The organism is Streptomyces sp. NPDC001668, from assembly GCF_042893155.1.
In the GTDB taxonomy this organism is placed as follows: Bacteria; Actinomycetota; Actinomycetes; order Streptomycetales; family Streptomycetaceae; genus Streptomyces.
In genome coordinates this window covers 90,913-113,635 of sequence record NZ_JBIAUQ010000012.1, presented here as the reverse complement: position 1 = coordinate 113,635, position 22,723 = coordinate 90,913, and the positions used below count along the sequence as shown (strand labels likewise).

At 69.4% G+C, this 22,723-nt stretch carries 17 protein-coding genes and 1 tRNA gene; 7 read left to right on the top strand and 11 right to left on the bottom strand.

The features are described 5' to 3' along the window. Positions 1-39: 39 nt before the first annotated feature. From ACFYZ8_RS30920 to ACFYZ8_RS30910, 3 genes are all read left to right on the top strand, one after another. Positions 40-1,434: a pyridoxal phosphate-dependent decarboxylase family protein gene (locus ACFYZ8_RS30920; protein ID WP_388541758.1), complete on the top strand. Its 1,395-nt coding sequence runs from the start codon at positions 40-42 to the stop codon at positions 1,432-1,434. Then, entirely contained in the window at positions 1,431-2,855 is a 1,425-nt protein-coding gene (locus ACFYZ8_RS30915) for a lysine N(6)-hydroxylase/L-ornithine N(5)-oxygenase family protein (protein WP_388541760.1), read from the top strand. The genes ACFYZ8_RS30920 and ACFYZ8_RS30915 overlap by 4 nt, the downstream gene beginning before the upstream one ends. Before the next feature lie 79 nt (positions 2,856-2,934). Further along, positions 2,935-4,083, top strand: a complete 1,149-nt coding sequence (locus ACFYZ8_RS30910) for a GDSL-type esterase/lipase family protein (protein WP_388541763.1) — start codon at positions 2,935-2,937, stop codon at positions 4,081-4,083. Positions 4,084-4,090: 7 nt separating this feature from the next. Here ACFYZ8_RS30910 and ACFYZ8_RS30905 read toward each other — a convergent pair whose 3' ends face one another. Beyond that, positions 4,091-5,890 carry a bifunctional metallophosphatase/5'-nucleotidase gene (locus ACFYZ8_RS30905; protein WP_388541766.1) on the bottom strand — a complete coding sequence of 600 codons (1,800 nt, stop codon included), beginning with the start codon at positions 5,888-5,890 and terminating at the stop codon, positions 4,091-4,093. Positions 5,891-6,017: 127 nt separating this feature from the next. On the opposite strand from ACFYZ8_RS30905, the gene ACFYZ8_RS30900 reads away from it, so the two are divergent. Then, the gene (locus tag ACFYZ8_RS30900) at positions 6,018-6,716 is read left to right on the top strand and encodes an SIMPL domain-containing protein (protein ID WP_388541769.1); all 699 of its coding nucleotides are present in this window, start codon (positions 6,018-6,020) and stop codon (positions 6,714-6,716) included. Positions 6,717-6,862: 146 nt separating this feature from the next. Continuing rightward, the gene (pyk, locus tag ACFYZ8_RS30895; protein WP_388541772.1) at positions 6,863-8,299 is read left to right on the top strand and encodes a pyruvate kinase; all 1,437 of its coding nucleotides are present in this window, start codon (positions 6,863-6,865) and stop codon (positions 8,297-8,299) included. Positions 8,300-8,305: 6 nt separating this feature from the next. Here pyk and ACFYZ8_RS30890 read toward each other — a convergent pair whose 3' ends face one another. Both ACFYZ8_RS30890 and ACFYZ8_RS30885 read right to left on the bottom strand, forming a co-directional pair. Beyond that, on the bottom strand, positions 8,306-9,052 hold the full coding sequence (locus ACFYZ8_RS30890; protein ID WP_388541775.1) for a helix-turn-helix domain-containing protein: 747 nt from the start codon (positions 9,050-9,052) through the stop codon (positions 8,306-8,308). A gap of 105 nt (positions 9,053-9,157) precedes the next feature. Further along, positions 9,158-9,232 (bottom strand) — tRNA-Leu (locus tag ACFYZ8_RS30885). 100 nt (positions 9,233-9,332) lie between these two features. Between ACFYZ8_RS30885 and ACFYZ8_RS30880 the strand changes: the two genes are divergently transcribed. Further along, entirely contained in the window at positions 9,333-9,989 is a 657-nt protein-coding gene (locus ACFYZ8_RS30880; protein ID WP_359029538.1) for a response regulator, read from the top strand. An 83-nt stretch (positions 9,990-10,072) separates the two neighbouring features. Here ACFYZ8_RS30880 and ACFYZ8_RS30875 read toward each other — a convergent pair whose 3' ends face one another. The 8 genes from ACFYZ8_RS30875 to ACFYZ8_RS30840 all read right to left on the bottom strand — a co-directional run bounded on the left by ACFYZ8_RS30875 (position 10,073) and on the right by ACFYZ8_RS30840 (position 19,603). Beyond that, the gene (locus tag ACFYZ8_RS30875) at positions 10,073-10,789 is read right to left on the bottom strand and encodes an ABC transporter ATP-binding protein (RefSeq protein WP_031041935.1); all 717 of its coding nucleotides are present in this window, start codon (positions 10,787-10,789) and stop codon (positions 10,073-10,075) included. Further along, entirely contained in the window at positions 10,786-11,607 is an 822-nt protein-coding gene (locus ACFYZ8_RS30870; protein ID WP_388541788.1) for an ABC transporter ATP-binding protein, read from the bottom strand. The genes ACFYZ8_RS30875 and ACFYZ8_RS30870 overlap by 4 nt, the downstream gene beginning before the upstream one ends. A gap of 5 nt (positions 11,608-11,612) precedes the next feature. Next, a complete protein-coding gene (locus ACFYZ8_RS30865; protein ID WP_359029539.1) occupies positions 11,613-13,382 on the bottom strand; it encodes a branched-chain amino acid ABC transporter permease in 1,770 nt (589 codons plus the stop codon). 5 nt (positions 13,383-13,387) lie between these two features. Further along, entirely contained in the window at positions 13,388-14,317 is a 930-nt protein-coding gene (locus tag ACFYZ8_RS30860; protein ID WP_359029540.1) for a branched-chain amino acid ABC transporter permease, read from the bottom strand. Positions 14,318-14,448: 131 nt separating this feature from the next. After that, complete coding sequence (locus ACFYZ8_RS30855; protein WP_388541791.1) at positions 14,449-15,675, bottom strand: branched-chain amino acid ABC transporter substrate-binding protein; 1,227 nt, start codon at positions 15,673-15,675, stop codon at positions 14,449-14,451. A 106-nt stretch (positions 15,676-15,781) separates the two neighbouring features. Continuing rightward, entirely contained in the window at positions 15,782-16,588 is an 807-nt protein-coding gene (locus ACFYZ8_RS30850; protein WP_359029541.1) for a hypothetical protein, read from the bottom strand. A gap of 219 nt (positions 16,589-16,807) precedes the next feature. Continuing rightward, complete coding sequence (locus ACFYZ8_RS30845; protein WP_359029542.1) at positions 16,808-17,269, bottom strand: hotdog fold thioesterase; 462 nt, start codon at positions 17,267-17,269, stop codon at positions 16,808-16,810. A gap of 54 nt (positions 17,270-17,323) precedes the next feature. Next, positions 17,324-19,603, bottom strand: coding sequence for an FdhF/YdeP family oxidoreductase (locus tag ACFYZ8_RS30840; RefSeq protein ID WP_388541782.1), 2,280 nt, complete (start codon positions 19,601-19,603; stop codon positions 17,324-17,326). A 167-nt stretch (positions 19,604-19,770) separates the two neighbouring features. Between ACFYZ8_RS30840 and polA the strand changes: the two genes are divergently transcribed. Then, entirely contained in the window at positions 19,771-22,500 is a 2,730-nt protein-coding gene (gene polA, locus ACFYZ8_RS30835; protein WP_388541785.1) for a DNA polymerase I, read from the top strand. Positions 22,501-22,723: the final 223 nt, after the last annotated feature.

The window sequence follows — 22,723 nt, the reverse complement described above, 5'->3', positions numbered from 1 at the left end:
GTCCAAGCTGGAAGTCACCAGCGCCCCCGGAGGTCGACGATGAACACGCCGCCCCTGGCCTCGGGCCCCGAAGGCCGTGAAGCCCTGCGCCCGCTGCTCGACACGGTCCTCGACGCACTGGGGGAGGGGGCCCGCCTGAGGGGCGGGCCACTTCCGGCCGGTGGCCCGTCGGAGGTGGCGGAGCGGGTGCGGGCCGCGGTGGGGGACGTACTCCCCGAGGAGGGCGATCCGGAGGCCCTACGGCACCTGGTGCGTGCCTTGGCGGAAGGCGCGGCGGACCCGGCGGACCCCTTCTGCGCGGCCCACCTCCACTGTCCGCCGCTGGCGGTGGCGGCAGCAGCCGACCTATCCGTTTCAGTCCTGAATCCCTCCCTCGACTCCTGGGACCAGGCCCCGGCGGCCTCGGAGCTGGAGTCACTGGCGACACGGCGACTTGCTGAAGAGGTGTACCTCAGGACACCTGGGGGCGCGGGGAACTGCGCGACCGGCCCCCACCGGCCCGACGCTTTGATCACCACGGGTGGCACGGAATCAAACCAACTCGCCCTCCTCCTGGCCAGAGAGGCACTGGGCCCGGACGTCCGCCTGGTCTGCGGCCAGAACGCCCATCACTCCCTCCCCAGGTCCGCCTGGCTCCTGGGCCTGCCCGTACCGCTCATCGTCCCCACCCCCCACGGCACCCTCGACCCCGCCGCGCTCGAAACGATTCCGCACGGTCCGCTGCTCATCGCCGCCACCGCGGGCACCACCGACGCCGGCCTGATCGACCCACTGCCCGAGATCGCTGCCCTGTGCGCACAACGCGGCGCCCGCCTGCACATCGACGCGGCCTACGGCGGAGGGCTCCTGTTCAGCGCACGGCACAGAACCAAGCTCACCGGCCTGAGCGCCGCCGACAGCGTGACCCTCGACCTCCACAAACTCGGCTGGCAGCCAGTCGCCGCGGGACTCCTCGCCGTCCGCGACGGAGACGACCTCGCCGCCCTCGACCACCGTGCCGACTACCTCAACGCCGACGACGACACCGAAGCCGGCCTCCCCGACCTCCTCGGCCGCTCCCTGCGCACCACCCGCCGCCCCGACGTCCTCAAGATCGCCGTCACGCTGAAGACCCTGGGACGCCAAGGACTCGGCACCCTCGTCGACCAAGTCTGCGACCGGGCACGGGAGTTCGCGCAGCTCGTCCACGACCACCCCGGCTTCGAACTCCACGAACCCCCCACCATCAGCACGGTCCTGTTCCGGCCGGCGAGCGCCACCGACGACGCCGTAGCCGCCGTACGCCGAAAACTCCTCACCGACGGCCGCGCCGTCCTCGGCCGAGCCCGCGCGGCGAACCGGCTCTGGCTCAAGGCCACCCTCCTCAACCCCACCACCCGGCCGGCCGACCTCGCCGGACTCCTGCACCTCGTGGAAGGAACCACCCCCCGATGAACCCCCACCCCCCACACCACGAGCCCGACGCCCCCCGCGACCTCGTCGGCATCGGCATCGGCCCCTTCAACCTCTCCCTCGCCGCCCTCGCCCAGCCCCTCACTGCCCTCGACGCCGTCTTCTACGAACAACGCCCCACCTTCGACTGGCACCCCGGCCTGCTCATCGACGGCGCCACCATCCAAGTCCCGTTCCTCGCCGACCTGGTGACCCTCGCCGACCCCGCCAGCCACTGGACCTTCCTCAACTACCTCAAGACCCGCGAGCGCCTCTTCCCCTTCTACTTCGCCGAGCGCTTCCACATCCAGCGCGCCGAATACGACGCCTACTGCCGCTGGGTCGCCGAGAACCTCCCCGGACTCCACTTCCGCCACCAGGTCGACGCCGTCCGCTTCAACCCCGAGCGCGACGTCTTCGAGGTCGACTTCACCCAGCTCGACACCGACGGCGAAGCCGAAGCCCTGGGCCGCACCTACACCAAGAACATCGTCCTCGGCATCGGCACCGAACCGTACGTACCCGAACCCCTCAAGCCCCTCGTCGAGGCCCCCGGCGTGCCCGTCATCCACGCCACCGACTACCTCGCCCACCGCGACACCCTCCTCGCCGCCGACCACGTCACCGTCGTCGGCTCAGGGCAGTCCGGCGCCGAGGTCTTCCTCGACCTCCTCCGCCACCGCCCCACCGGCCGCGAGAAACTCCACTGGCTCGGCCGCACCGAGGCCTTCGCCCCCATGGAGTACTCCAAACTCGGCCTCGAACACTTCACCCCCGACTACACCCGCTACTTCCACGCCCTGTCCGAAAGCGTCCGCGACCGCCTCGGCACCACCCAGTGGCAGCTCCACCGCGGCATCGACGCCGACACCATCGCCGCCATCCACGACGAGCTCTACCGCCGCACCCTGCACGGCGGCTGGCCCGACGCCGTCCTCACCCCCGGCGTCCGCGTCCGCACCGCCGGAAGGATCGCCACCACGAAGATCGAACTCCATCTCGAACACGTCCAGCAGGGCACCCGCTCCCGCCTCACCACCGACGCCGTCGTCCTCGCCACCGGCCACCGCGAACGCCCCCTCGGCCGCATCCTCGCCGGACTCGACCCCTACCTGCGCCGCGACAGCCGCGAACGCCCCCGCGTCGACGAACACTTCCGCCTCGTCCTCGACCCGTCCGTCACCGGCGCCGACTGCCACATCTATGTCCAGAACGCCGAACGGCACACCCACGGCGTCGGCGCTCCCGACCTCGGCCTCGCCGCCTGGCGCAGCGCCACCATCCTCAACACCCTCACCGGCAAGGACGCCTACCCCCTCCCCGCCCGCACCGCCTTCACCACCTTCGGGCTCGAAGACCGCGTCCCACAGATCCCGCCCGCCCGCACCGCCCCCGTCCTGACCCCCCTCGTCGAGGGACGGTGAACCCGGGGACGGCAGCCGAGAGACGGTAAAAAACCGGCGGCGGCGGAAGAACCGGGGAACCGGCCCGGTTGGCCCCCACATGACCACCACCTGGACCGCCGCCCACCGCGCCGCCGCCATCAGCCCCCACGAGAGCCTCGCCCTCTTCGAGTCCCGCGGGTTCACCGACCAGACCGTCCGCCAGAGCCTGCGCCTGGCGGGCGGCGGCGAGGCCGTCCGCATCCGTCTCACCAACCGCTACGGCCAGGAACCCCTGGAGATCGGCGGCGCCCACCTCGCCCTGCGCACCAAGGGCAGCGGCATCGACCCGGGCAGCGACACCCCACTCCGCTTCTCCGGCGCCCCCACCGTCACCATCCCCGCCGGCGAGGAGACCGTCAGCGATCCCGTCGACCTGCCGGTGAACGCGGGCGAAGAGCTCTCGGTGAGCCTCTACCTGCCCGGCGACACCGGCCCCACCACCTTCACCGTCATCCCCTACGACACCGGACACGCCGTCCCCGGCAACCAACTGTCCGCGCAACTCCTCGAAGACCCCGAGGAGTTCGGCACCGGCCACCTCCTCGCCGGCGCCGACGTCCTCGCCCCGGCCGGCACCCGCGTCGCCGTCGCCTTCGGAGACTCCTGGATCGAGGGCGCCGCCACCACCCCCGGCACCGACAACAGCTTCCCCGGACAGCTCAGCCGCCGCCTCGAACACGGCTGGATCGTCAACGCGGGCATCTCCGGCAACCGGCTCCTCACCGACGCCATCGGAGAACACCTCCTCGCCCGCGTCGACCACGACGTCCTCGCCGTCCCCGGCGTCAGCCACGTCCTCATCCACATCGGGCTCAACGACCTCGGCCTGCCCGGCCACTTCGCCCACCCGGAACCCGCCGAGGGCCCCACCGCAGCCGAGTTCAAGGCCGGCCTCACCACCCTCGCCGACCGCCTCCACGCCGCCGGACTCACCGTCATCGGCTCCACCATCGGCCCCTACAGGGGCACCGTCCACGAGGGCTACGACACCGAGCGCGGCCAAGCCGTGCGCGCGGAGGTCAACGCCTGGCTGCTCGGCGACGCCCACCCCTTCGACGGCATCGTGGACGTGGCCGCCGCCGTCGCGGACCCGGCCGACCCCGACCGGATCCACCCCGACTTCAACGCCGGCGACGGCCTCCACGTCAACGACGCCGGCGCCAAAGCCATCGCCGACGCCGTGGACGTAACCCTCTTGGACCTCTGAAGAACCGCTAGAACACCGGCGTTCCCTCGCGCGTGAGCTTCCAGTCCACCGACGCGAAGTCCTTCGGGTCCAGTACGCCCTTCGCGGTCACCCACTCCGCGATCCGCGTCCGGATCTCCGTCGACTCCGACCACAGCTCGGTGGCGGAGGCCACGTGCGGGAACGCACCGCCGCCGTTCGCCCGGTAGTTGTTCACCGCGAACACGAACTTCTGCGCGTCGTCCAGCGCGGCACCGTTGTAGGTAAGGTTCTTGATCCGCGACCCGGCCGCCTGCGCGATGTCGATCTCGTACGACAGCCCCGACACGTAGTCGTAGTTGTAGTCCGGCCGGTTGTTGGCGTTCGTCAGCTTCTCCACGTCCACGACCGCGCCCGCCGCCGTCCGCACGAAGTACTCCGCCGAGTACTCCAGGTACGCCCTGACCTGCGCACCCGTCAGCAGCTTCGCCACCAGCGTGTTGTCGTACACGTACAGACTCGACAGATCCCGGATCGTCACCTCGCCCGCCGGGATCTCCGACGTACGGGAGAAGGGGGAGGCCTGCGCGATGACGGGCAGCGAGGCGTACTCGGTCGACGCCAGCGCCGCCCGGACCACGTCCTCCTGGACCTTCGTGATCAGGTCGATGATCGGCGCGTCCTTGTAGCGCGCCTCGACCGTCGTCAACGTCTCCGTCGCCGTACCGACCACCTGGTTCACGTACTTCACGACCACGTCATGGTCGGCCTTCAGCAGCTTGGTGATCTTCGGGTCGTCCGCGACCGAATTCGAGTTCAGCACCTTGGACGACACGGACTCGACCGACCAGCGGCCCTTCTCCAGCACCAGCTCGATGTCGAACAGCGACAACCGCTCCGCGTACGCCAACGGCTCCGACAGCACGACCGTCTTCCCGGTCTGCGCGTTGGTGACCTTCAGCTCCGGAATCTCCACATGCGCGTGCCCGACCAGGATCGCGTCGATCCCCGGCACCTGCTGCGCCACCAGCGCCGCCGAGTTCTCGACGTACGGCAGCTGATCACCGTACGACGACGTCCCCGACGAACCCGAGTGCGCCGACACGACCACCACGTCGGCGCCCATCGACCGCAGCTTCGGCACCCACTTCGCCGCCTGCTCCTCAAGACCCGGGAACGTCAACCTGCCCTGCACATACGCCTTGTCCCAGATCGCGATACCCGGGTTCGTCAGACCCAGCACCGCCACCTTCACCGGGGGCGCGCCCTTCACATGGAACTTCTTGATGAAGTACGGCGGGAAGGCGGGCTTCAGCGTCTTCGCGTCCAGCGCGTTCGCGCCGAGGAGCGGGAAGTCGCACTGCTCCTCGAACTTCCGCAGCGTCTCGATGCCGTAGTTGAACTCGTGGTTCCCGAGCGCCACCGCGTCGTACCCGATCGCGTTCATCGCCGCCGCCATCGGGTGCACCGGACCACCCTTCGCGGTGATCGGGTCCACCTTCGCGTAGTAGTACGTCAGCGGCGTGCCCTGGATCGTGTCGCCCGCGTCCAGCAGCAGCGTGTTGCAGCGGCCCTTCTCCGCACGGACCTGGTTCACCAGCGTCGAGATCCGCGACAGACCCTGCGCGTTGCCCGCGGTGTCCTTGTACTCCGCGTCCTTGAAGTAGTCCCAGTTGAAGACATGACCGTGCAGGTCGGTCGTGCCCATCACCGTCAGGGAGTACCGCTTGCCGCGCCCCTTCCCGGCCTCCGCGGCCTGGGCGGCCGGAGCACCCACGGCACCTGCCAGAGCGACACCCGCACCGGTCACGGCGGACTTCTCCAGGAACTTTCTGCGGTTCAAGGCCATGTCTTGATCTCCTCGGGGAACGGTCAACGACGCGCGTAGATTCTGACCCGCTCATGCCCAACGGCAACAGGTCCCACAGGTTTCGATCTGGTGACCCCACCCGTGAAAACTGACACAGTGGGGCGTTATGGCCACCGACTCCGTTCCCTACGGCACCCCCGACGCGCCCCGCATCGCCGTCCGCGGTGAAGCCCACCTCGAAGTCGACCCCGAGATCGCCCGCATCGGCGTCACCGTCGCCGCCCGCGGCAAGGACCGCCGCACCGCCCTCGACGACCTCACCCGCCGCAACACAAGCGTCCTGGACCTGCTCAAGTCCTACGGAGACGCCGTCGAACGCCTCGAAACCGGCTCCTTCTCCGTCACACCCGAACTCAAGGAACACGGCCGCGGCGAACGCGTCCACGCCTACCACGGCCGCGTCCACATCACCGCGGAGCTGACCGACTTCAGGGCACTGGGGGAACTGACGACCCGACTGGCCGACCAGGAACTGACGACGGTCGACGGACCGTGGTGGGCCCTGCGCCGCGACTCGCCCGCCCACCGGGAAGCCCGTCAGCAGGCCGTACGAGAAGCGGTCCAGCGGGCGAAGGAGTACGCGGAGGCCCTGGGCACCTCGCTCGCCTCTCTGGTCGAACTGGCGGACATCGGCGCCGAGGACCCCGAACCCCGCTTCGTCGGCAAGGCCAGCCGCGCCCGCTCCATGGCCTACGAAGCCCAGGCCGCCGACACCGGGACCGCCCCCCTCGACCTCGAACCCCAACGCCAGCACGTCCACGCCCAGGTCAACGCACGCTTCACGATGGCACCACCCAGGCTGTGAACCGTCGCTGATATTTGCATCCGAAATGCTCATCGGAGCGGGGTGGCGCACACTTCAACCCTTGTCAACAGCCTTTCACTCAAAGGTTGTTGAGTCGTCATGCCCACCCAATTCCCTACCCGTCGGTAAGGTCTAGGGTCGGAAACATGCGCCGAGCAAAGATCGTCTGCACCCTGGGCCCCGCCACCCACTCCTACGACCAGATCAAAGCCCTGGTCGACGCCGGAATGGACGTAGCCCGCTTCAACCTCAGCCACGGCAGCTACGCCGAGCACGAGGAGCGGTACCACCACGTCCGCAAGGCCTCCGACGAGACCGGCCGCAGCGTCGGCCTCCTCGCCGACCTTCAGGGCCCGAAGATCCGCCTCGGCCACTTCACCGAAGGCCCCGTACTCCTTGAACGCGGCGACACCTTCACGATCACCGTGGAAGAGGGCGCGGAAGGCGACCAGCGGTCCTGCGGGACGACGTACGACGGCCTCGCCGAGGATGTCACCGTGGGTGAGCGCATCCTCGTCGACGACGGCAAGGTCTGTCTCGAAGTCACGTCGGTCGACGGCCCCCGCGTCCACACCAGGGTGGTCGAAGGCGGCATGGTGTCGGACCACAAGGGACTGAACCTGCCGGGCGTGGCGGTATCGGTGCCGGCACTGTCGGAGAAGGACGAAGAGGACCTCCGCTGGGCCCTGCGCATGGGCTTCGACGTGATCGCGCTGTCCTTCGTCCGCAGCGGGCGGGACATCGAGGACGTCCACCGGATCATGGACTCGGCCGGCCGCCGGCTCCCCGTCATCGCCAAGGTGGAGAAACCGCAGGCGGTCGACGCGATCGACGACATCGTGGCCGCCTTCGACGGGATCATGGTCGCGCGCGGTGACCTGGGCGTGGAGATGCCCCTCGAACAGGTGCCGATCGTCCAGAAGCGCGCCATCAAACTGGCCAAGCGGAACGCCAAGCCGGTGATCGTCGCGACGCAGATGCTGGACTCCATGATCGAGAACTCCCGGCCCACGAGGGCCGAGGCCTCGGACGTCGCCAACGCGGTCATCGACGGCACGGACGCGGTGATGCTGTCCGGCGAGACGAGCGTGGGCAAGTACGCCGTCGAGACCGTCCGGACGATGGCGAAGATCGTGGAGGCGGCGGAGGAGGACATCCTGGCGAAGGGGCTGCCCCCGCTGACGGAACGGAACAAACCGCGCACCCAGGGAGGGGCGGTCGCCCGGGCGGCGGCGGAGATGGGCGACTTCCTCGGCGCGAAGTTCCTGGTGGCCTTCACCCAGTCGGGCGACACGGTTCGCCGGCTGTCGCGGTACCGCTCACCCATCCCGCTGCTCGCCTTCACCCCGGAACCGGCGACTCGCTCCCAGCTCAGTCTGACCTGGGGCGTGGAGACCTTCCTCGGCCCGCAGGTCGACTCCACGGACGCGATGGTGGACCAGGTGGACGAGGCGCTGCTGCGGTACGGCCGCTGCGAGAAGGGCGACGTGGTCGTGATCACGGCCGGCTCCCCGCCCGGCGTCTCCGGCTCGACGAACCTGGTCCGGGTGCATCACGTGGGCGAGGACGACAGCCCGAAGTAGGGGTGGTCAGTGCTTGGGGCCTACGTGGGTGTCCATCAGGGCTACCGAGGCTTTGCGGGCGATCGAGATGTTGTGGCGGTTCGCTTGTCTCCAGTCGACGCCGACGCAGTCAAGGGTGTCCGTGAAGAGCCGGATGATGTCCCCCGACAGGTTGGTGAAAAAGTAGCGGGGGTATTCGTAGCGCTTCCGCTCACCGGCTACGAGGCGGGTCGTCCAGTTGGTGATGCGGCAACCGTCGGAGTGGATGAGGCCCCGGATGAACTCCCAAGGGTGGGCGTGGACGATGTCCTGCTGCCAGGGATCCAGGGCGATGGTGCGCTCGTGCTTCTTGCCGGGGCCGTGCTGGGGGAAGAGGCTGGGCCAGTGCCGGGAGTAGCTGGTCACCATCTTGTAGCCCTCTTTTTGTAGGGCGTGGACGCCGACGCCCGGGCGCACTTTGGTGATCGCTTCGCGGCACTCCTGGATGAGGCCGGGCCAGGCGTCGGCGCACGCGATACGGAGGTAGTAGCCGCCGCCACGCGGGTGCGCGCTGATGCAGCCGTCGCCCAAGCAGAGGCCCAGGAGGTAGGCGTAGGCCTGGTTGTCGGCGGGCGGTCCGGGGTCGGGGGATGTCATGCGCGGTAACGGCTCCAGGCGTTGCAGCCACGAGCGGATCGCGGCTCGTGAGATCCCGGTTTGCCGACTGACCGAGTTGAGGCTGCGCCCCTGTGCGACCAGCGCGAGGGCTCGCTTGCGTGTGCTGACGTCGTACATGTGACCACTCTGTGTGAGTGATCGCGAAGACACGCAGCAAAAAGCGGATGTTCACGAGAACGTGGACATCCGCTTTAAATGGCGACCTTCGAATTGAAGGAAAAGTGCCCCGGGTCGGACTCGAACCGACACTGTACGGGTTTTGAATCCGTTGCCTGCTGCCAATTGGGCTACCGGGGCCCGCTGAATCAAAGGTTTCCTGTGACCCTGCGCGCACCCACCTTACCGCAGCTAGGTACGCTCTTGTCAGCAGTACCCCTGCCCTGAACGAGGAGCCCCCGTGACCGCCCCCGAGTCGCCCCAGCCCGTAGACGCGCCCGACGACGACAAGTCGCACGTGCCTCCGCTGACGACCCGTGTCGTCATCGCCGAGGACGAGGCCCTGATCCGGCTCGACCTCAAAGAGATGCTGGAGGAAGAGGGCTACAGCGTCGTAGGCGAGGCCGGTGACGGTGAGCAGGCCGTCGAACTCGCCCGTGAGCACAAGCCCGACCTCGTCATCCTCGACGTGAAGATGCCCAAGCTGGACGGCATCTCCGCGGCCGAGAAGATCGCCGAGGAGCGCATCGCCCCCGTCCTCATGCTCACCGCCTTCTCGCAGCGCGACCTCGTCGAGCGGGCCAGGGACGCCGGTGCCATGGCGTACCTCGTCAAGCCCTTCAGCAAGAGCGATGTCGTGCCGGCGATCGAGATGGCCGTGTCCCGGTTCACCGAGCTGAAGGAGCTGGAGAACGAGGTCGCGGATCTCACCCAGCGGCTGGAGACGCGCAAGCTCGTCGACCGGGCGAAGTCGATCCTGCAGACGTCGTACGGGCTGACGGAGCCCGCCGCGTTCCGGTGGATCCAGAAGACGTCGATGGACCGCCGTATGTCGATGCAGCAGGTTGCTGAGGCGGTCATTCAGGACGCCGACGAGAAGAAGGCCAACAAGGGCTGAACCGGCCTGGCGGCAGCAAAAACGAGGCCCGCGTCCCCAGCAGGGGGCGCGGGCCTCGTCGTACAGCCGGAGATCGCTGGAGATCAGTCCTCGCCGAGGTACGCCTTGCGGACGGACTCGTCGTGCAGCAGGTCCTGGCCGGTGCCGGACAGGACGATGTTGCCGACCTCCATGACGTGGCCCTGGTCGGCGAGGGAGAGCGCCGCCTGGGCGTTCTGCTCGACCAGCAGGATCGTCGTGCCCTGGGACTTCAGCTCGACGATGGTCGCCATGATCTTCTGCATCATGATGGGGGACAGGCCCATGGAGGGCTCGTCCAGCATCAGGAGCTTCGGCTGGGACATGAGCGCGCGGCCCATGGCCAGCATCTGCTGCTCACCGCCGGACAGGGTGCCCGCCGCCTGGTTGCGGCGTTCTCCCAGGATCGGGAAGAGCTCGTAGGCGCGCTGTATGTCCTTCTCGATCCCTTCCTTGTCCTTCCGCAGGAACGCTCCGAGCTGGAGGTTCTCGAAGATGGTCAGGCGGGGGAAGATGTGCCGGCCTTCGGGGGAGTGGGCGAGCCCGAAGGAGACGATCTTGTGGGCGGGTACGCCGCTGAGGGGCTTCCCGTCGAAGAGGATCTTGCCGGACGTGGGCTTCAGGAGACCGGAGAGGGTCCTGAGGGTGGTCGTCTTGCCGGCGCCGTTGGTGCCGATGAGGGTGACGACCTGGCCTGCTTCGACGCTGAAGGAGATGCCTTTGACGGCTTCGATCTTGCCGTAGGAGACCCGGAGGTCCTCGACTTCGAGGAGTGCGGTCACTGGCCTTCTCCCTTGGTGCTGGTGGTGCCCGCTTCGGCCGCGCCGGGGTCGCCTTCGAAGGGTTCGCCGAGGTAGGCGGCGATGACGCGTTCGTCGGCCTGGACGACGTCGGAGGTGCCTTCGACGAGTTTTTCGCCCTGGACGAGGACGGCGACGCGGTCGGAGAGGTTGAAGACGAAGCGCATGTCGTGCTCGATGAGGAGGACGGCGATGCCCTTGTCGCGGATGGCGAAGACGAGTTCCTCGGTGGCCCGGGTCTCCTGGGGGTTCATGCCGGCGGTGGGCTCGTCGAGCAGGAGCAGGCCGGGCTCGGAGGCCAGGGCTCGCGCGATTTCCAGCTTGCGCTGTTCGCCGTAGGGGAGGTTGCGGGCCAGGTGGTCGCGCTTGCCCTCCAGGCCGATGAACTCCAGGAGTTCCATGGCGCGCTCTTCGCTGGCCTTCTCCGCCTTCTTGAAGCCGGGGCCGCGCAGGAGGGCCGACCAGAGGCCTTCCTTGGTGCGGGTGTGGCGGCCTACGAGGACGTTCTCGAGGACCGTCATGTTGGCGAAGAGGCGGATGTTCTGGAAGGTGCGGGCGATGCCGGCCTTGGTCACCAGGTGGGGCTTGGGGGGCAGGACGGTGCCCTGGTAGGAGACCGTGCCTTCGGTGGGGACGTAGAGGCCGGTGAGGCAGTTGAAGAAGGTGGTCTTGCCGGCGCCGTTGGGGCCGATGAGGCCGACGATCTCGCCTGCGTTGACGGTGAAGTCGACCGAGCGGACGGCGGTGAGGCCGCCGAAGCGCATGGTGACGTTGCGGGCTTCGAGTACAGGTGTCGTCATGGTGCTCACGCCCCCGCCTTGGTGACGGCGGCCGGTTCGCCGGACAGCGTCGTGGTCTCTGGTACGTCGAGTTGGCCGGTCTCGTGGAATTCGAGTTGGCGGCGGCGGTTGGCGATGATGCCTTCGGGGCGGAAGCGCATCAGCAGGATGAGGGCGATGCCGAAGGCCAGCAGCGACTTGTCCTGGAGGAAGACCAGCTTCTCGGGCAGCAGGTAGAGGAGTGCGGCGCCGAGGAGGGGGCCTGCGACCGTGCCCATGCCGCCGAGGACGACCGCGGCCAGGAGGAAGGCCGAGTTGGGGGGTGTGGAGCCCGCGAACTGGTACGGCGTCGGGACGACGCTGTAGGTGACGTGGGCGCTGACGGTGCCGGCGAGGCCGGCGAGGGTGGCGCCGAGGGCGAAGGCGATGAGCTTGACGCGGAAGCCGTTGATGCCCATGGCGGTGGCGGCGGTCTCGTCCTCGCGGATGGCGATCCAGGAGCGGCCGATGCGGGAGTCGGCGGCGCGGGTGTAGACCAGGACCACGAGGGCCATGATCAGCACCATGAGCAGGTAGTAGTTGGCGAAGCGGCCGAGGGTGAAGCCGGCGATGTCGTGGGCTTCGCCGAGGTTGAACCCGAGGAGGTTGAGGTCGGGGATGGCCGGGATGCCGTTGGGGCCGTTGGTGAGGTCGGGGCCGGAGTCGCCGTCCATGTTGTTGACGGCGATGCGGAAGATCTCTCCGAAGCCGAGGGTGACGATGGCGAGGTAGTCGCCGCGCAGTCGCAGGGTGGGGGCGCCGATGAGGACACCGAAGACGAGCGAGGCGGCGGCGCCGGTGAGGGCGGCGGCCCAGAAGGGGAAGTGGACGCCGGAGAAGCGGGAGAACTCGGAGCCGGAGACGAGGGCGGCGGTGTAGGCGCCGACGCCGAGGAAGGCGACGTATCCGAGGTCGAGGAGGCCCGCGAGGCCGACGACGATGTTGAGGCCCAGGGCGACGGTCCCGAAGATCAGGATGTTGACGCCGATGTTGGCGTAGTGGTCGTTGGTCTGGGTGAAGGGGAACGCGATCGCGGCGGCGAAGCCCATGGCGAGCGTGAAGCTGCGGTTGCGGGCGACGATCCGGGAGAAGCGGTCGTTGAGGCCGGCGGTGTGCAGGGCCCAGACGGCGAAGACGACGACGATGAGGTAGCCGACGAAGAGTTCGCCGTACTCGGTGTCGATGCCGTAGGTGAAGACGGCCAGGCCGACGATGGTGACGAGGGTGATGATCGCGCGCTCGAGCCAGGGGCTGATGGGCGCGGGGGCGGGGATGTTGTCGGGCTTGGCGAGGTACGCCTTGAGGAGCGCGTCGGTGTTGGCGACGTTTCGCTCGGGCAGGGCGAGGGCGCCGATGACCGGGAGGAGGGAGGCGATGGCCGCGACCCAGCCGCCCGGTTCGAGGTTGGCGAGTCCGCCGAGTTCGGCGGCGATCGAGATGACCGTGTACCAGGTGACGCCGAAGCCGCCGAGGGCGGTGAGCACCAGGGGGGCGTTGTTGCGGGCGGGGATGAGGCCGCGCAGGAACCGGATGTCGTACGCCGCGAGGGCGAACAGGGTGGTGAGGAGGCCGGCGATGAGGGTCAGCCACTGGAGGCCGCCGGGGTAGCCGCTGATGGTGAGGTCGCCGGGGAACTCGCTGGTCCAGGTCCAGGCGAGGAAGGCGGAGGCGGCGGTGGCGATGCCTCCGGCGAGGAGGAGGGCGCGGGCTGCGGCGAGGGGCAGCGGGATCAGGCGGCGGGTGGTGGTGTCGGTCATGGTGATCACGCCCTGTCCGCTACGCGTTCGCCGAGCAGGCCTTGTGGTCTGACGAGGAGGACGAGGATGAGCAGGCAGAAGGCCCAGACGTCCTTCCAGGAGCCGCCGCCGAAGAGGTGCATGCCGGGGATGTCGTCGATGTAGGCGGAGGCGAGGGTCTCGGCGACGCCGAGGACGAGGCCGCCGAGCATGGCGCCGTAGATGTTGCCGATGCCGCCGAGGACGGCGGCGGTGAAGGCCTTGAGGCCCATCAGGAAGCCCATGCGGTAGTCGATGCTGCCGTATTTCATGCCGTAGGCGACGGCGGCGACGGCGGCGAAGAACCCGCCGATGGCGAAGGCGATCACGATGATGCGGTTGGTGTCGATGCCCATGAGCTGTGCGGTGTCCGGGTCCTGGGCGGTGGCCTGCATGGCGCGGCCGGTGCGGGACTTGCGCACGAAGAAGGCGAGCGCGGACATGCAGACGATGGCCGCCACGACGAGGAAGATGTCGGAGTCCTTGATGGTGACGGACCCGATGTCGTGGGTGGCGTCGAGGCCGGGGAAGGCGACGGCGCGGTCGGCGTGGGGGTAGAAGTTGCGGACGACTTCCTGGAGGGCCAGGGAGAGACCGATCGCGGTGATGAGCGGTGCGAGCCGTGGGGCTCCGCGCAGGGGCCGGTAGGCGAACCGTTCCGCTCCGACGGCGATGAGGATGGCGACGAGGCCGCCGCCGATCAGCATCAGGGGCACTGCGAGGGCCATCGAGGTGCCGTCGGGCAGGATGTAGAAGTAGACCGTGAAGGCGCCGAAGGCGCCGGTCATGAAGATCTCGCCGTGCGCGAAGTTGATGAGCTGGACGATGCCGTACACCATCGTGTAGCCGATGGCGATGAGCCCGTACATCGAGCCTAGTAGCAGCCCGTTGGCCAGCTGCTGCGGCAGGGTGTTCACCGCGTGGCCTCCATTGTCGCTGGTGGTCGTGTGCACGTATCGCGTGCTGGGGTGGGGTGTGGCAAGGGCCGCGCGGTCGGGGTCCCCTCCCGCGCGGCCCGTGGTGGTGCTGTGTGCTGCCGGGGCCTGGATCAGCCGAGGTCGGCGGTGCCGGTCTTCACGGCCTTCCAGGCACCCTTGGTGACCTGGTAGACGGTGAGCTGCTTGTTGGTGGTGTCGCCGTACTGGTCGAAGGCGACCTTGCCGGAGATGCCTTCGAAGTCCGACTTCTGGACGCCGTCGACGACGGAGGAGCGCAGGGCGTTGATGTCGCTGGGGACCTTGCCGCCGTTGGCGTCGACGGCGGCCTTCACGGCCTTGATGATGGCGGTGGTGGCGTCGTAGGAGTACGCGCCGTAGGCGCCGTAGTCACCCTTGTAGCCCTTGGACTTGTACGTCTCGATGAACGTCTTGGCGGCGGGCAGGGTGTCGGCGGGGACACCGACGGCCGTGGCGAGGTCGCCCTCGGAGGCCGCGCCCGCGGTCTCGATGTAGGTGGAGGCGAACATGCCGTCGCCGCCGAACAGCGGGATCTTGACGCCGGCGCCCTTGAGCTGCTTGGTGATCAGCGAGGACTCGTCGTACTGGCCGCCGTAGTAGAGCAGGTCGGCCTTGGCGTTCTTGATCTTGGTGACGAGGGAGCCGTAGTCCTTGTCGCCGGTGTTGACGTGGTCGGTGCCGACGACGGTGCCGCCGAGCTTCTTGAACTGCTCGGTGAAGATCTTCGCGAGGCCGGCGCCGTAGGTCTGCTTGTCGTCGACGACGAAGACCTTCTTCTTCTTGAGGCCGTTGTACGCGTAGTCGGCGGCGAAGCTGCCCTGGAGCTCGTCGGTGGTGGCGGTGCGGAAGTACGTCTTGTAGGGACGCTTCTTGTCCGTCTGCCAGTTCTTGCCCTGGGTGAGCTCGGGGTTGGTGTTCGAGGGGGAGATCTGGACCATGTTGGCCGAGGCGAACACCTGCTGCATCGTCTGGGCGACGCCGGAGTTCAGCGGGCCGACGGCGCCGACGGCGGTCTTGTCGCCGGTGATGGTGGTGGCGTTGGACTGGCCGGTGGCCGGCTGCGCCTTGTCGTCGTAGGCCTTCAGTTTGAAGGTCACGCCGGGGACGAGCTTGGCCTTGTTGGCGTCGTCGACGGCGATCTGGGCGCCGTACTGGATGCCGAGACCGGTGGTGGAGTTCTCGCCGGAGAGCGGGGCGTCCACGCCGATGGTGAGGGTGGTGCCACCCCCGCTGTCACTGTCGCCGCCCTTGTCGTCTCGGGAGCCGCAGGCGGTGAGTGTGAGAGCCCCCGCCGCCATGACGGAGGTCAGGATCACCATGGAACGTCGCACAATCAGTCCTTTCCGCAGGCACGCGCGCCCTCGTGGGTGCGGCTGGTGCCCGCGCTTTACCGAACTCCCGATGGAGCGGTGACTGGCCGTGACTCTAAGCCCGGTTTGCGGGCAGGGGCATCGCTGTGCGCGGGCTTGTGACTTTCTTGTTATGACGTGGTGGATGGGAGGCTTCCGTGAAGGGGGCTCTCAGCCGGTTTGGCGGAATTTCCCCCCGGTCCGCATTTTGAGAACCTGCACTTCCGGTTGGCCGTCCGGCCTGTGGCGCCCTGGTCGGTGCGCAGGCGCCCCGAAGGAGCCGGAAAAGGTCGTTCGAGTACGCCCGGCCGAAGATGAAGCTGTGATGCTGTATTGCGCGCGTGTTACGGAGCGTTACGTCGAGAAAGGGTAGGTCGGCATTCAGGGGGAGACCCGAACAGTCGGAAACCGATATCTCCACGGTGACCCGGCGTGTCGTGCCGGCGTGCACGGTAAAAGCGGCGGGGAGGGCGTGGGCGGTGAGGCCGGTGAAGGCGGCGCCGGTGACCCGGAGGGTGACGGGGGGCCCGCTGTGGACGTCGACGGCGAAACGGAAGCGGCCGGTGGTGGGGTGGGTGCCGGGGGTCTCGGGGAGGTCGGCGGAGCCGAGGTAGCGCCAGGCGGTGACGTTGGCGGGCCAGGGTGCGGGGGTCGGTTCCGGCGCGGGGTGAGGGTCCTCGGTGAGGGTGCGCGGGACGAGGATCCCGGCCGCGAGCAGGGCGGTCGCGACGGCTGCCTGGGTGGCCCTGCGGGCGCGCGGTGCCATGCCGCGCCACCGCGCGCTCCAACGGTCCGTCAGCCGGGGTCCGTCGGCGCCGATCACGTCGTAACTCTCCCCGGATTCCGGCGAGTCGACGGGCTCGACGGGGCCGATACCGGTCATGGGAGAACGGTAGGGCGGTCCGGGGGTTCGTGCCCAGTCGGGGGCGTCCCGGGGGTGTCCGGCGGTCCGGATCGGCGGGGGGATTGGACCCGCTCGCCTCCGCCCGCGCGTACCGATCCCGCCGCCGTCCCGGACCGTTGTGGGGGAGTCGGCCGGCGAGCGGCGGCACAGCGGGTGGGGGACCGGTGCCCGCGATGCCGGCCCGGTCCGCCGGAGGCCCTAGCGGACGGGGGCGTCTCGCAGGAGGCAGGTCAGGCGGGCGGTGCAGACGCGGCGGTCCTCCTCGTCGCTGATCACGATCTCGTACGTCGCGGTGGACCGCCCCCGGTGGACCGGCGTGGCCACTCCGGTGACCAGGCCCGAGCGGGCCCCGCGGTGGTGGGTGCAGTTCAGGTCCACGCCCACCGCGATCTTGGAGCTGCCGGCGTGCAGCATGGAGCCGACGGAGCCGAGGGTCTCGGCGAGTACGGCCGAGGCGCCTCCGTGCAGCAGACCGTACGGCTGGGTGTTGCCCTCGACGGGCATGGTGCCGACGACGCGCTCCGCCGAGGCCTCGACGATCTGCACGCCCATGCGGGTGCCCAGGTACCCGGCCGAGAACATGGCGACGAGGTCGACGCCGAGCGCCGCGTACTCGTCGATGACCTCCTGCGGGAACGTGACGTGCTGCTGCTCACCCATGGGGCCGGGCTCCGTTCGTCCTGGTCGCTACGACTGCCTGTGCTGAGCAAACGCTCAGTCGGTTGCCGATTGTTCCAGACGTACGACGACGGACTTGCTGGCCGGGGTGTTGCTGGTGTCCGCGGTGGAGTCCAGCGGGACCAGGACGTTGGTCTCGGGGTAGTACGCGGCCGCGCAGCCCCGGGCCGTCGGGTAGTGCACCACCCGGAACCCGGGGGCCCGCCGCTCCACGCCGTCCCTCCACTCGCTGACCAGGTCGACGTACGACCCGTCGGCGAGCCCGAGCCGGTCGGCGTCCTCGGGGTTGACCAGGACGACCCGGCGGCCGTTCTTGATACCCCGGTAGCGGTCGTCGAGGCCGTAGATCGTGGTGTTGTACTGGTCGTGCGAGCGCAGCGTCTGCAGCAGCAGCCGGCCCTCGGGCAGCTCGGGGTACTCGACGGGCGCGGCCGTGAAGTTGGCCTTGCCGGTGGCGGTGGGGAAGCGCCGCTCGTCGCGCGGGGCGTGCGGCAGGGTGAAGCCGCCGGGCCGCGCCACGCGCGCGTTGAAGTCCTCGAAGCCGGGGATCACGCGGGCGATGCGGTCGCGGATGGTGGCGTAGTCCTTCTCGAACTCCTCCCAGGGTGTGCGGCTGTTCTCGCCCAGGACGCGGCGGGCCAGCCGGCACACGATGGCGGGCTCGGACAGCAGCTGTCCGCTCGCGGGCTCCAGACGGCCCCGGGAGGCGTGCACCATGCCCATGGAGTCCTCGACGGTCACGAACTGCTCACCGCTCCCCTGGAGGTCGCGCTCGGTGCGTCCCAGCGTGGGCAGGATCAGGGCACGCGCGCCCGTGACCGCGTGCGAGCGGTTGAGCTTGGTCGACACGTGCACGGTCAGCCGGGCCCGGCGCATGGCGGCCTCGGTGACCTCGGTGTCGGGGGAGGCGGAGACGAAGTTGCCGCCCATGGCGAAGAAGACCTTGGCCTCGCCGTCGCGCAGGGCGCGGATGGCGCGTACGACGTCGAAGCCGTGCTCGCGCGGCGGGGCGAAGCCGAACTCCTTCTCCAGGGCGTCCAGGAAGGCGGGCGCGGGGCGCTCGAAGATGCCCATGGTGCGGTCGCCCTGGACGTTGGAGTGGCCGCGGACCGGGCAGACGCCGGCGCCGGGGCGGCCGATGTTGCCGCGCAGCAGGAGGAAGTTGACGACCTCGCGGATGGTCGGCACGGAGTGCTTGTGCTGGGTGAGGCCCATGGCCCAGCAGACGATGGTCCGCTCGGAGGCGAGCACCATGGCGAGGGCTTCCTCGATCTCCGCGCGCGTGAGACCGGTCGCGGCGAGCGTCTCGTCCCAGTCGGCGGCGCGGGCGGCTTCGGCGAACTCCTCGTAGCCGTGGGTGTGTTCGGCGACGAAGGCCTCGTCGACGGCGCCCTCGGTCTGGAGGATCAGCTTGTTGAGGAGGCGGAAGAGCGCCTGGTCGCCGCCGATGCGGATCTGCAGGAACAGGTCGGTGAGCGCGGCGCCCTTGAGCATGCCCTGGGGGGTCTGCGGGTTCTTGAAGCGTTCCAGGCCGGCCTCGGGCAGCGGATTGACGCTGATGATCCGCGCGCCGTTCGCCTTGGCCTTCTCCAGGGCGGAGAGCATGCGGGGGTGGTTGGTGCCCGGGTTCTGGCCGGCGACGATGATCAGGTCGGCCTGGTAGAGGTCGTCGAGCAGGACGCTGCCCTTGCCGATGCCGATGGTCTCGCTGAGCGCCGAACCGGACGACTCGTGGCACATGTTGGAGCAGTCCGGCAGGTTGTTCGTGCCGAGCTCGCGGGCGAAGAGCTGGTAGAGGAACGCGGCCTCGTTGCTGGTGCGGCCCGAGGTGTAGAAGACGGCCTCGTCGGGGGAGCCGAGGGCGGCGATCTCCTCGGCGATGATGTCGAAGGCGCGCTCCCAGGTCACCGGTTCGTAGTGGGTGCCGCCCTCGGGGACGTACATGGGGTGGGTGAGCCGCCCCTGCTGGCCCAGCCAGTAGCCGCTTCTGTTCGCCAGGTCGGCGACGGGGTGCGCGGCGAAGAACTCGGGCGTGATGCGGCGCAGGGTGGCTTCCTCGGCGACCGCCTTCGCGCCGTTCTCGCAGAACTCCGCCGAATGCCGGTGCTCGGGCTCCGGCCAGGCGCAGCCCGGGCAGTCGAAGCCGTCCTTCTGGTTGACGCGCAGCAGGGTCAGGGCGGTGCGCTTCACGCCCATCTGCTGCTGCGCGATCCGCAGGGTGTGCCCGATGGCGGGCAGTCCCGCCGCCGCGTGCTTCGGCTCGGTGACCTGGGGAGCGTCCTGAACCGGATCACCCTTGGGCGGCTTCGTGGCCATCGGACTCTCTCCTTCGCACACGCATGTGAGGTACGTCTCCGATCCTCGCACGCGCCGCTGACAACGGTGTTTGCCGGGCTGCGGTGAGCGCCGGCAGAGCCGGCCCCTTCCGTGCCGTCGGTGGCGGGCGGGTCTGACTGTCAGTGGGGCGTGGCAGGATCGGGGGCGTGGCAGAGACAGCAGCGAAGAAGACCGACAACAGCCCCGGCGGCAGCCGCCCGCGCCTGATGCTCATGGACGGGCACTCGCTGGCCTATCGCGCGTTCTTCGCGCTGCCCGCGGAGAACTTCACCACCGCGACCGGCCAGCCGACGAACGCGATCTACGGCTTCGCGTCGATGCTGGCCAACACCCTGCGCGACGAGGCGCCCACGCACTTCGCGGTGGCCTTCGACGTGTCCCGCAAGACCTGGCGCTCCGAGGAGTTCACGGAGTACAAGGCCAACCGTTCCAAGACCCCGGACGAGTTCAAGGGCCAGGTCGAGCTGATCGGTGAGCTCCTCGACGCGATGCACGTCTCGCGGTTCGCGGTGGACGGCTTCGAGGCCGACGACGTCATCGCCACACTCGCCACACAGGCCGAGGCCGAGGGCTTCGAAGTGCTGATCGTCACCGGTGACCGCGACTCCTTCCAGCTGGTCTCCGAGCACACCACCGTGCTCTACCCGACCAAGGGCGTCTCGGAGCTGACCCGGTTCACCCCGGAGAAGGTCTTCGAGAAGTACGGCCTGACGCCCGCCCAGTACCCCGACTTCGCGGCCCTGCGCGGCGACCCGTCCGACAACCTCCCCGGCATCCCCGGTGTCGGGGAGAAGACCGCCGCGAAGTGGATCAACCAGTTCGGTTCGTTCGCCGAGCTGGTCGAGCGCGTCGAGGAGGTCAAGGGCAAGGCCGGGCAGAACCTCCGCGACCACCTGGAGTCCGTCAAGCTCAACCGCCGCCTCACCGAGATGGTGCGCACGGTGGAGCTGCCGAAGACGGTCACCGACCTGGAGCGCCTGCCGTACGACCGCAAGACGCTCGCGATGATCCTCGACACCCTGGAGATCAGGAACCCCTCCCTGCGGGAGCGGCTGCTGGCCGTCGACCCGGGCGCGGAGGAGGCCGAGGGCGCCCCGGCCGCCGCGCCCGGCGTGGCGGTGGACGGCACGGTGCTCGGCACCGGCGAGCTGGCCGGCTGGCTCGCCGAGCACGGCGCGCAGCAGGCCCTCGGTCTGGCCACCGTCGACACCTGGGCTCTGGGCACCGGCTCGGTCGCCGAGGTCGCGCTCGCCGCGCCCGGCGGGGCCGCCGCCTGGTTCGACCCGTCCGAGCTGGACGAGGCCGACGAGCGGGCCTGGACCACCTGGCTCGCCGACGCCGACCGGCCCAAGATCCTGCACAACGCCAAGGGCGCCATGCGGGTCTTCGCCGAGCACGGCTGGTCCGTCGCCGGAGTCGGCATGGACACCGCGCTCGCCGCGTACCTCGTCAAGCCGGGGCGCCGGTCCTTCGACCTGGACGCGCTGTCCCTGGAGTACCTGGGCCGGGAGCTGGCGCCCGCCGCCGCGGCCGACGGGCAGCTCGCCTTCGGCACGGACGACGGCGCCGAGGCCGAGGCGCTGATGATCCAGGCGCGGGCCGTGCTGGATCTGGGCTCGGCCTTCGAGGGCCGCCTGGCCGAGGTCGGGGCCGCGGACCTGCTGCGGGACATGGAGCTGCCCACCTCCGCCCTGCTGGCCCGCATGGAGCGGCACGGCATCGCGGCCGACCGGGCCCACCTGGAGGCCATGGAGCAGATGTTCGCCGGCGCGGTCCAGCAGGCCGTGAAGGAGGCGCACGCGGCGGCCGGGCACGAGTTCAACCTCGGCTCGCCCAAGCAGCTCCAGGAAGTCCTCTTCGGTGAGCTGGGTCTGCCGAAGACGAAGAAGACGAAGACCGGCTATACGACGGACGCCGACGCCCTCGCGTGGCTGGCGACCCAGACGGACAACGAACTGCCGGTGATCATGCTCCGGCACCGTGAGCAGGCCAAGCTGCGGGTGACCGTGGAGGGCCTGATCAAGACGGTCGCCGCGGACGGGCGTATCCACACGACGTTCAACCAGACGGTCGCGGCGACGGGCCGTCTGTCGTCGACGGACCCCAACCTCCAGAACATCCCGGTCCGCACGGACGAGGGGCGGGCGATCCGGCGCGGCTTCGTGGTGGGGGAGGGCTACGAGTCCCTCATGACCGCGGACTACAGCCAGATCGAGCTGCGGGTGATGGCCCACCTGTCCGAGGACGCGGGGCTCATCGAGGCGTTCACCTCCGGCGAGGACCTGCACACGACCGCCGCCTCGCAGGTGTTCGCGGTCGAGCCCGGGGCGGTCGACGCGGAGATGCGGCGGAAGATCAAGGCGATGTCGTACGGGCTGGCGTACGGGTTGTCCGCGTTCGGGCTCTCGCAGCAGCTGAACATCGACGCGGGGGAGGCCCGTGCGTTGATGGACGCGTACTTCGAGCGCTTCGGCGGGGTGCGGGACTATCTGCGGCGGGCGGTCGACGAGGCGCGGGCCACGGGGTACACGGCGACGCTCTTCGGGCGTCGGCGCTATCTGCCCGACCTCAACAGCGACAACCGTCAGCGGCGTGAGGCGGCCGAGCGGATGGCTCTCAACGCGCCGATCCAGGGCACGGCGGCGGACATCGTCAAGATCGCGATGCTCAAGGTGGACGGCGCGCTGCGGGACGCGGGCCTCACCTCGCGGATGCTGCTCCAGGTCCACGACGAAATCGTGCTGGAGGTCGCGCCGGGGGAGCGGGAGGCGGCGGAGGAGATCGTCCGACGGGAGATGTCGGACGCGGTGGATCTTCGGGTGCCGTTGGGTGTGTCGGTGGGGGTGGGGGCGGATTGGGAGTCCGCAGCGCACTAGCCTCCGGCGGTTGGGCGGTTCTTGTTCGGGTGCGGGTTCGGTGGGGGCGGGCGTTTTTGCGCAGTTCCCCGCGCCCCTGGATGCCTGCGGCGGCCTGGCTCGGCTTCGGTGGGGGCGTGTGTAGCGCGTTCTGTTCGGTGGGTGGGTCGGGGCCGGGGGGGGGGGGGTTCGGGCGCGGGGCCGCGGCGCGGGGCACAGTGGAGGTAATGATAAAAGACCCCCG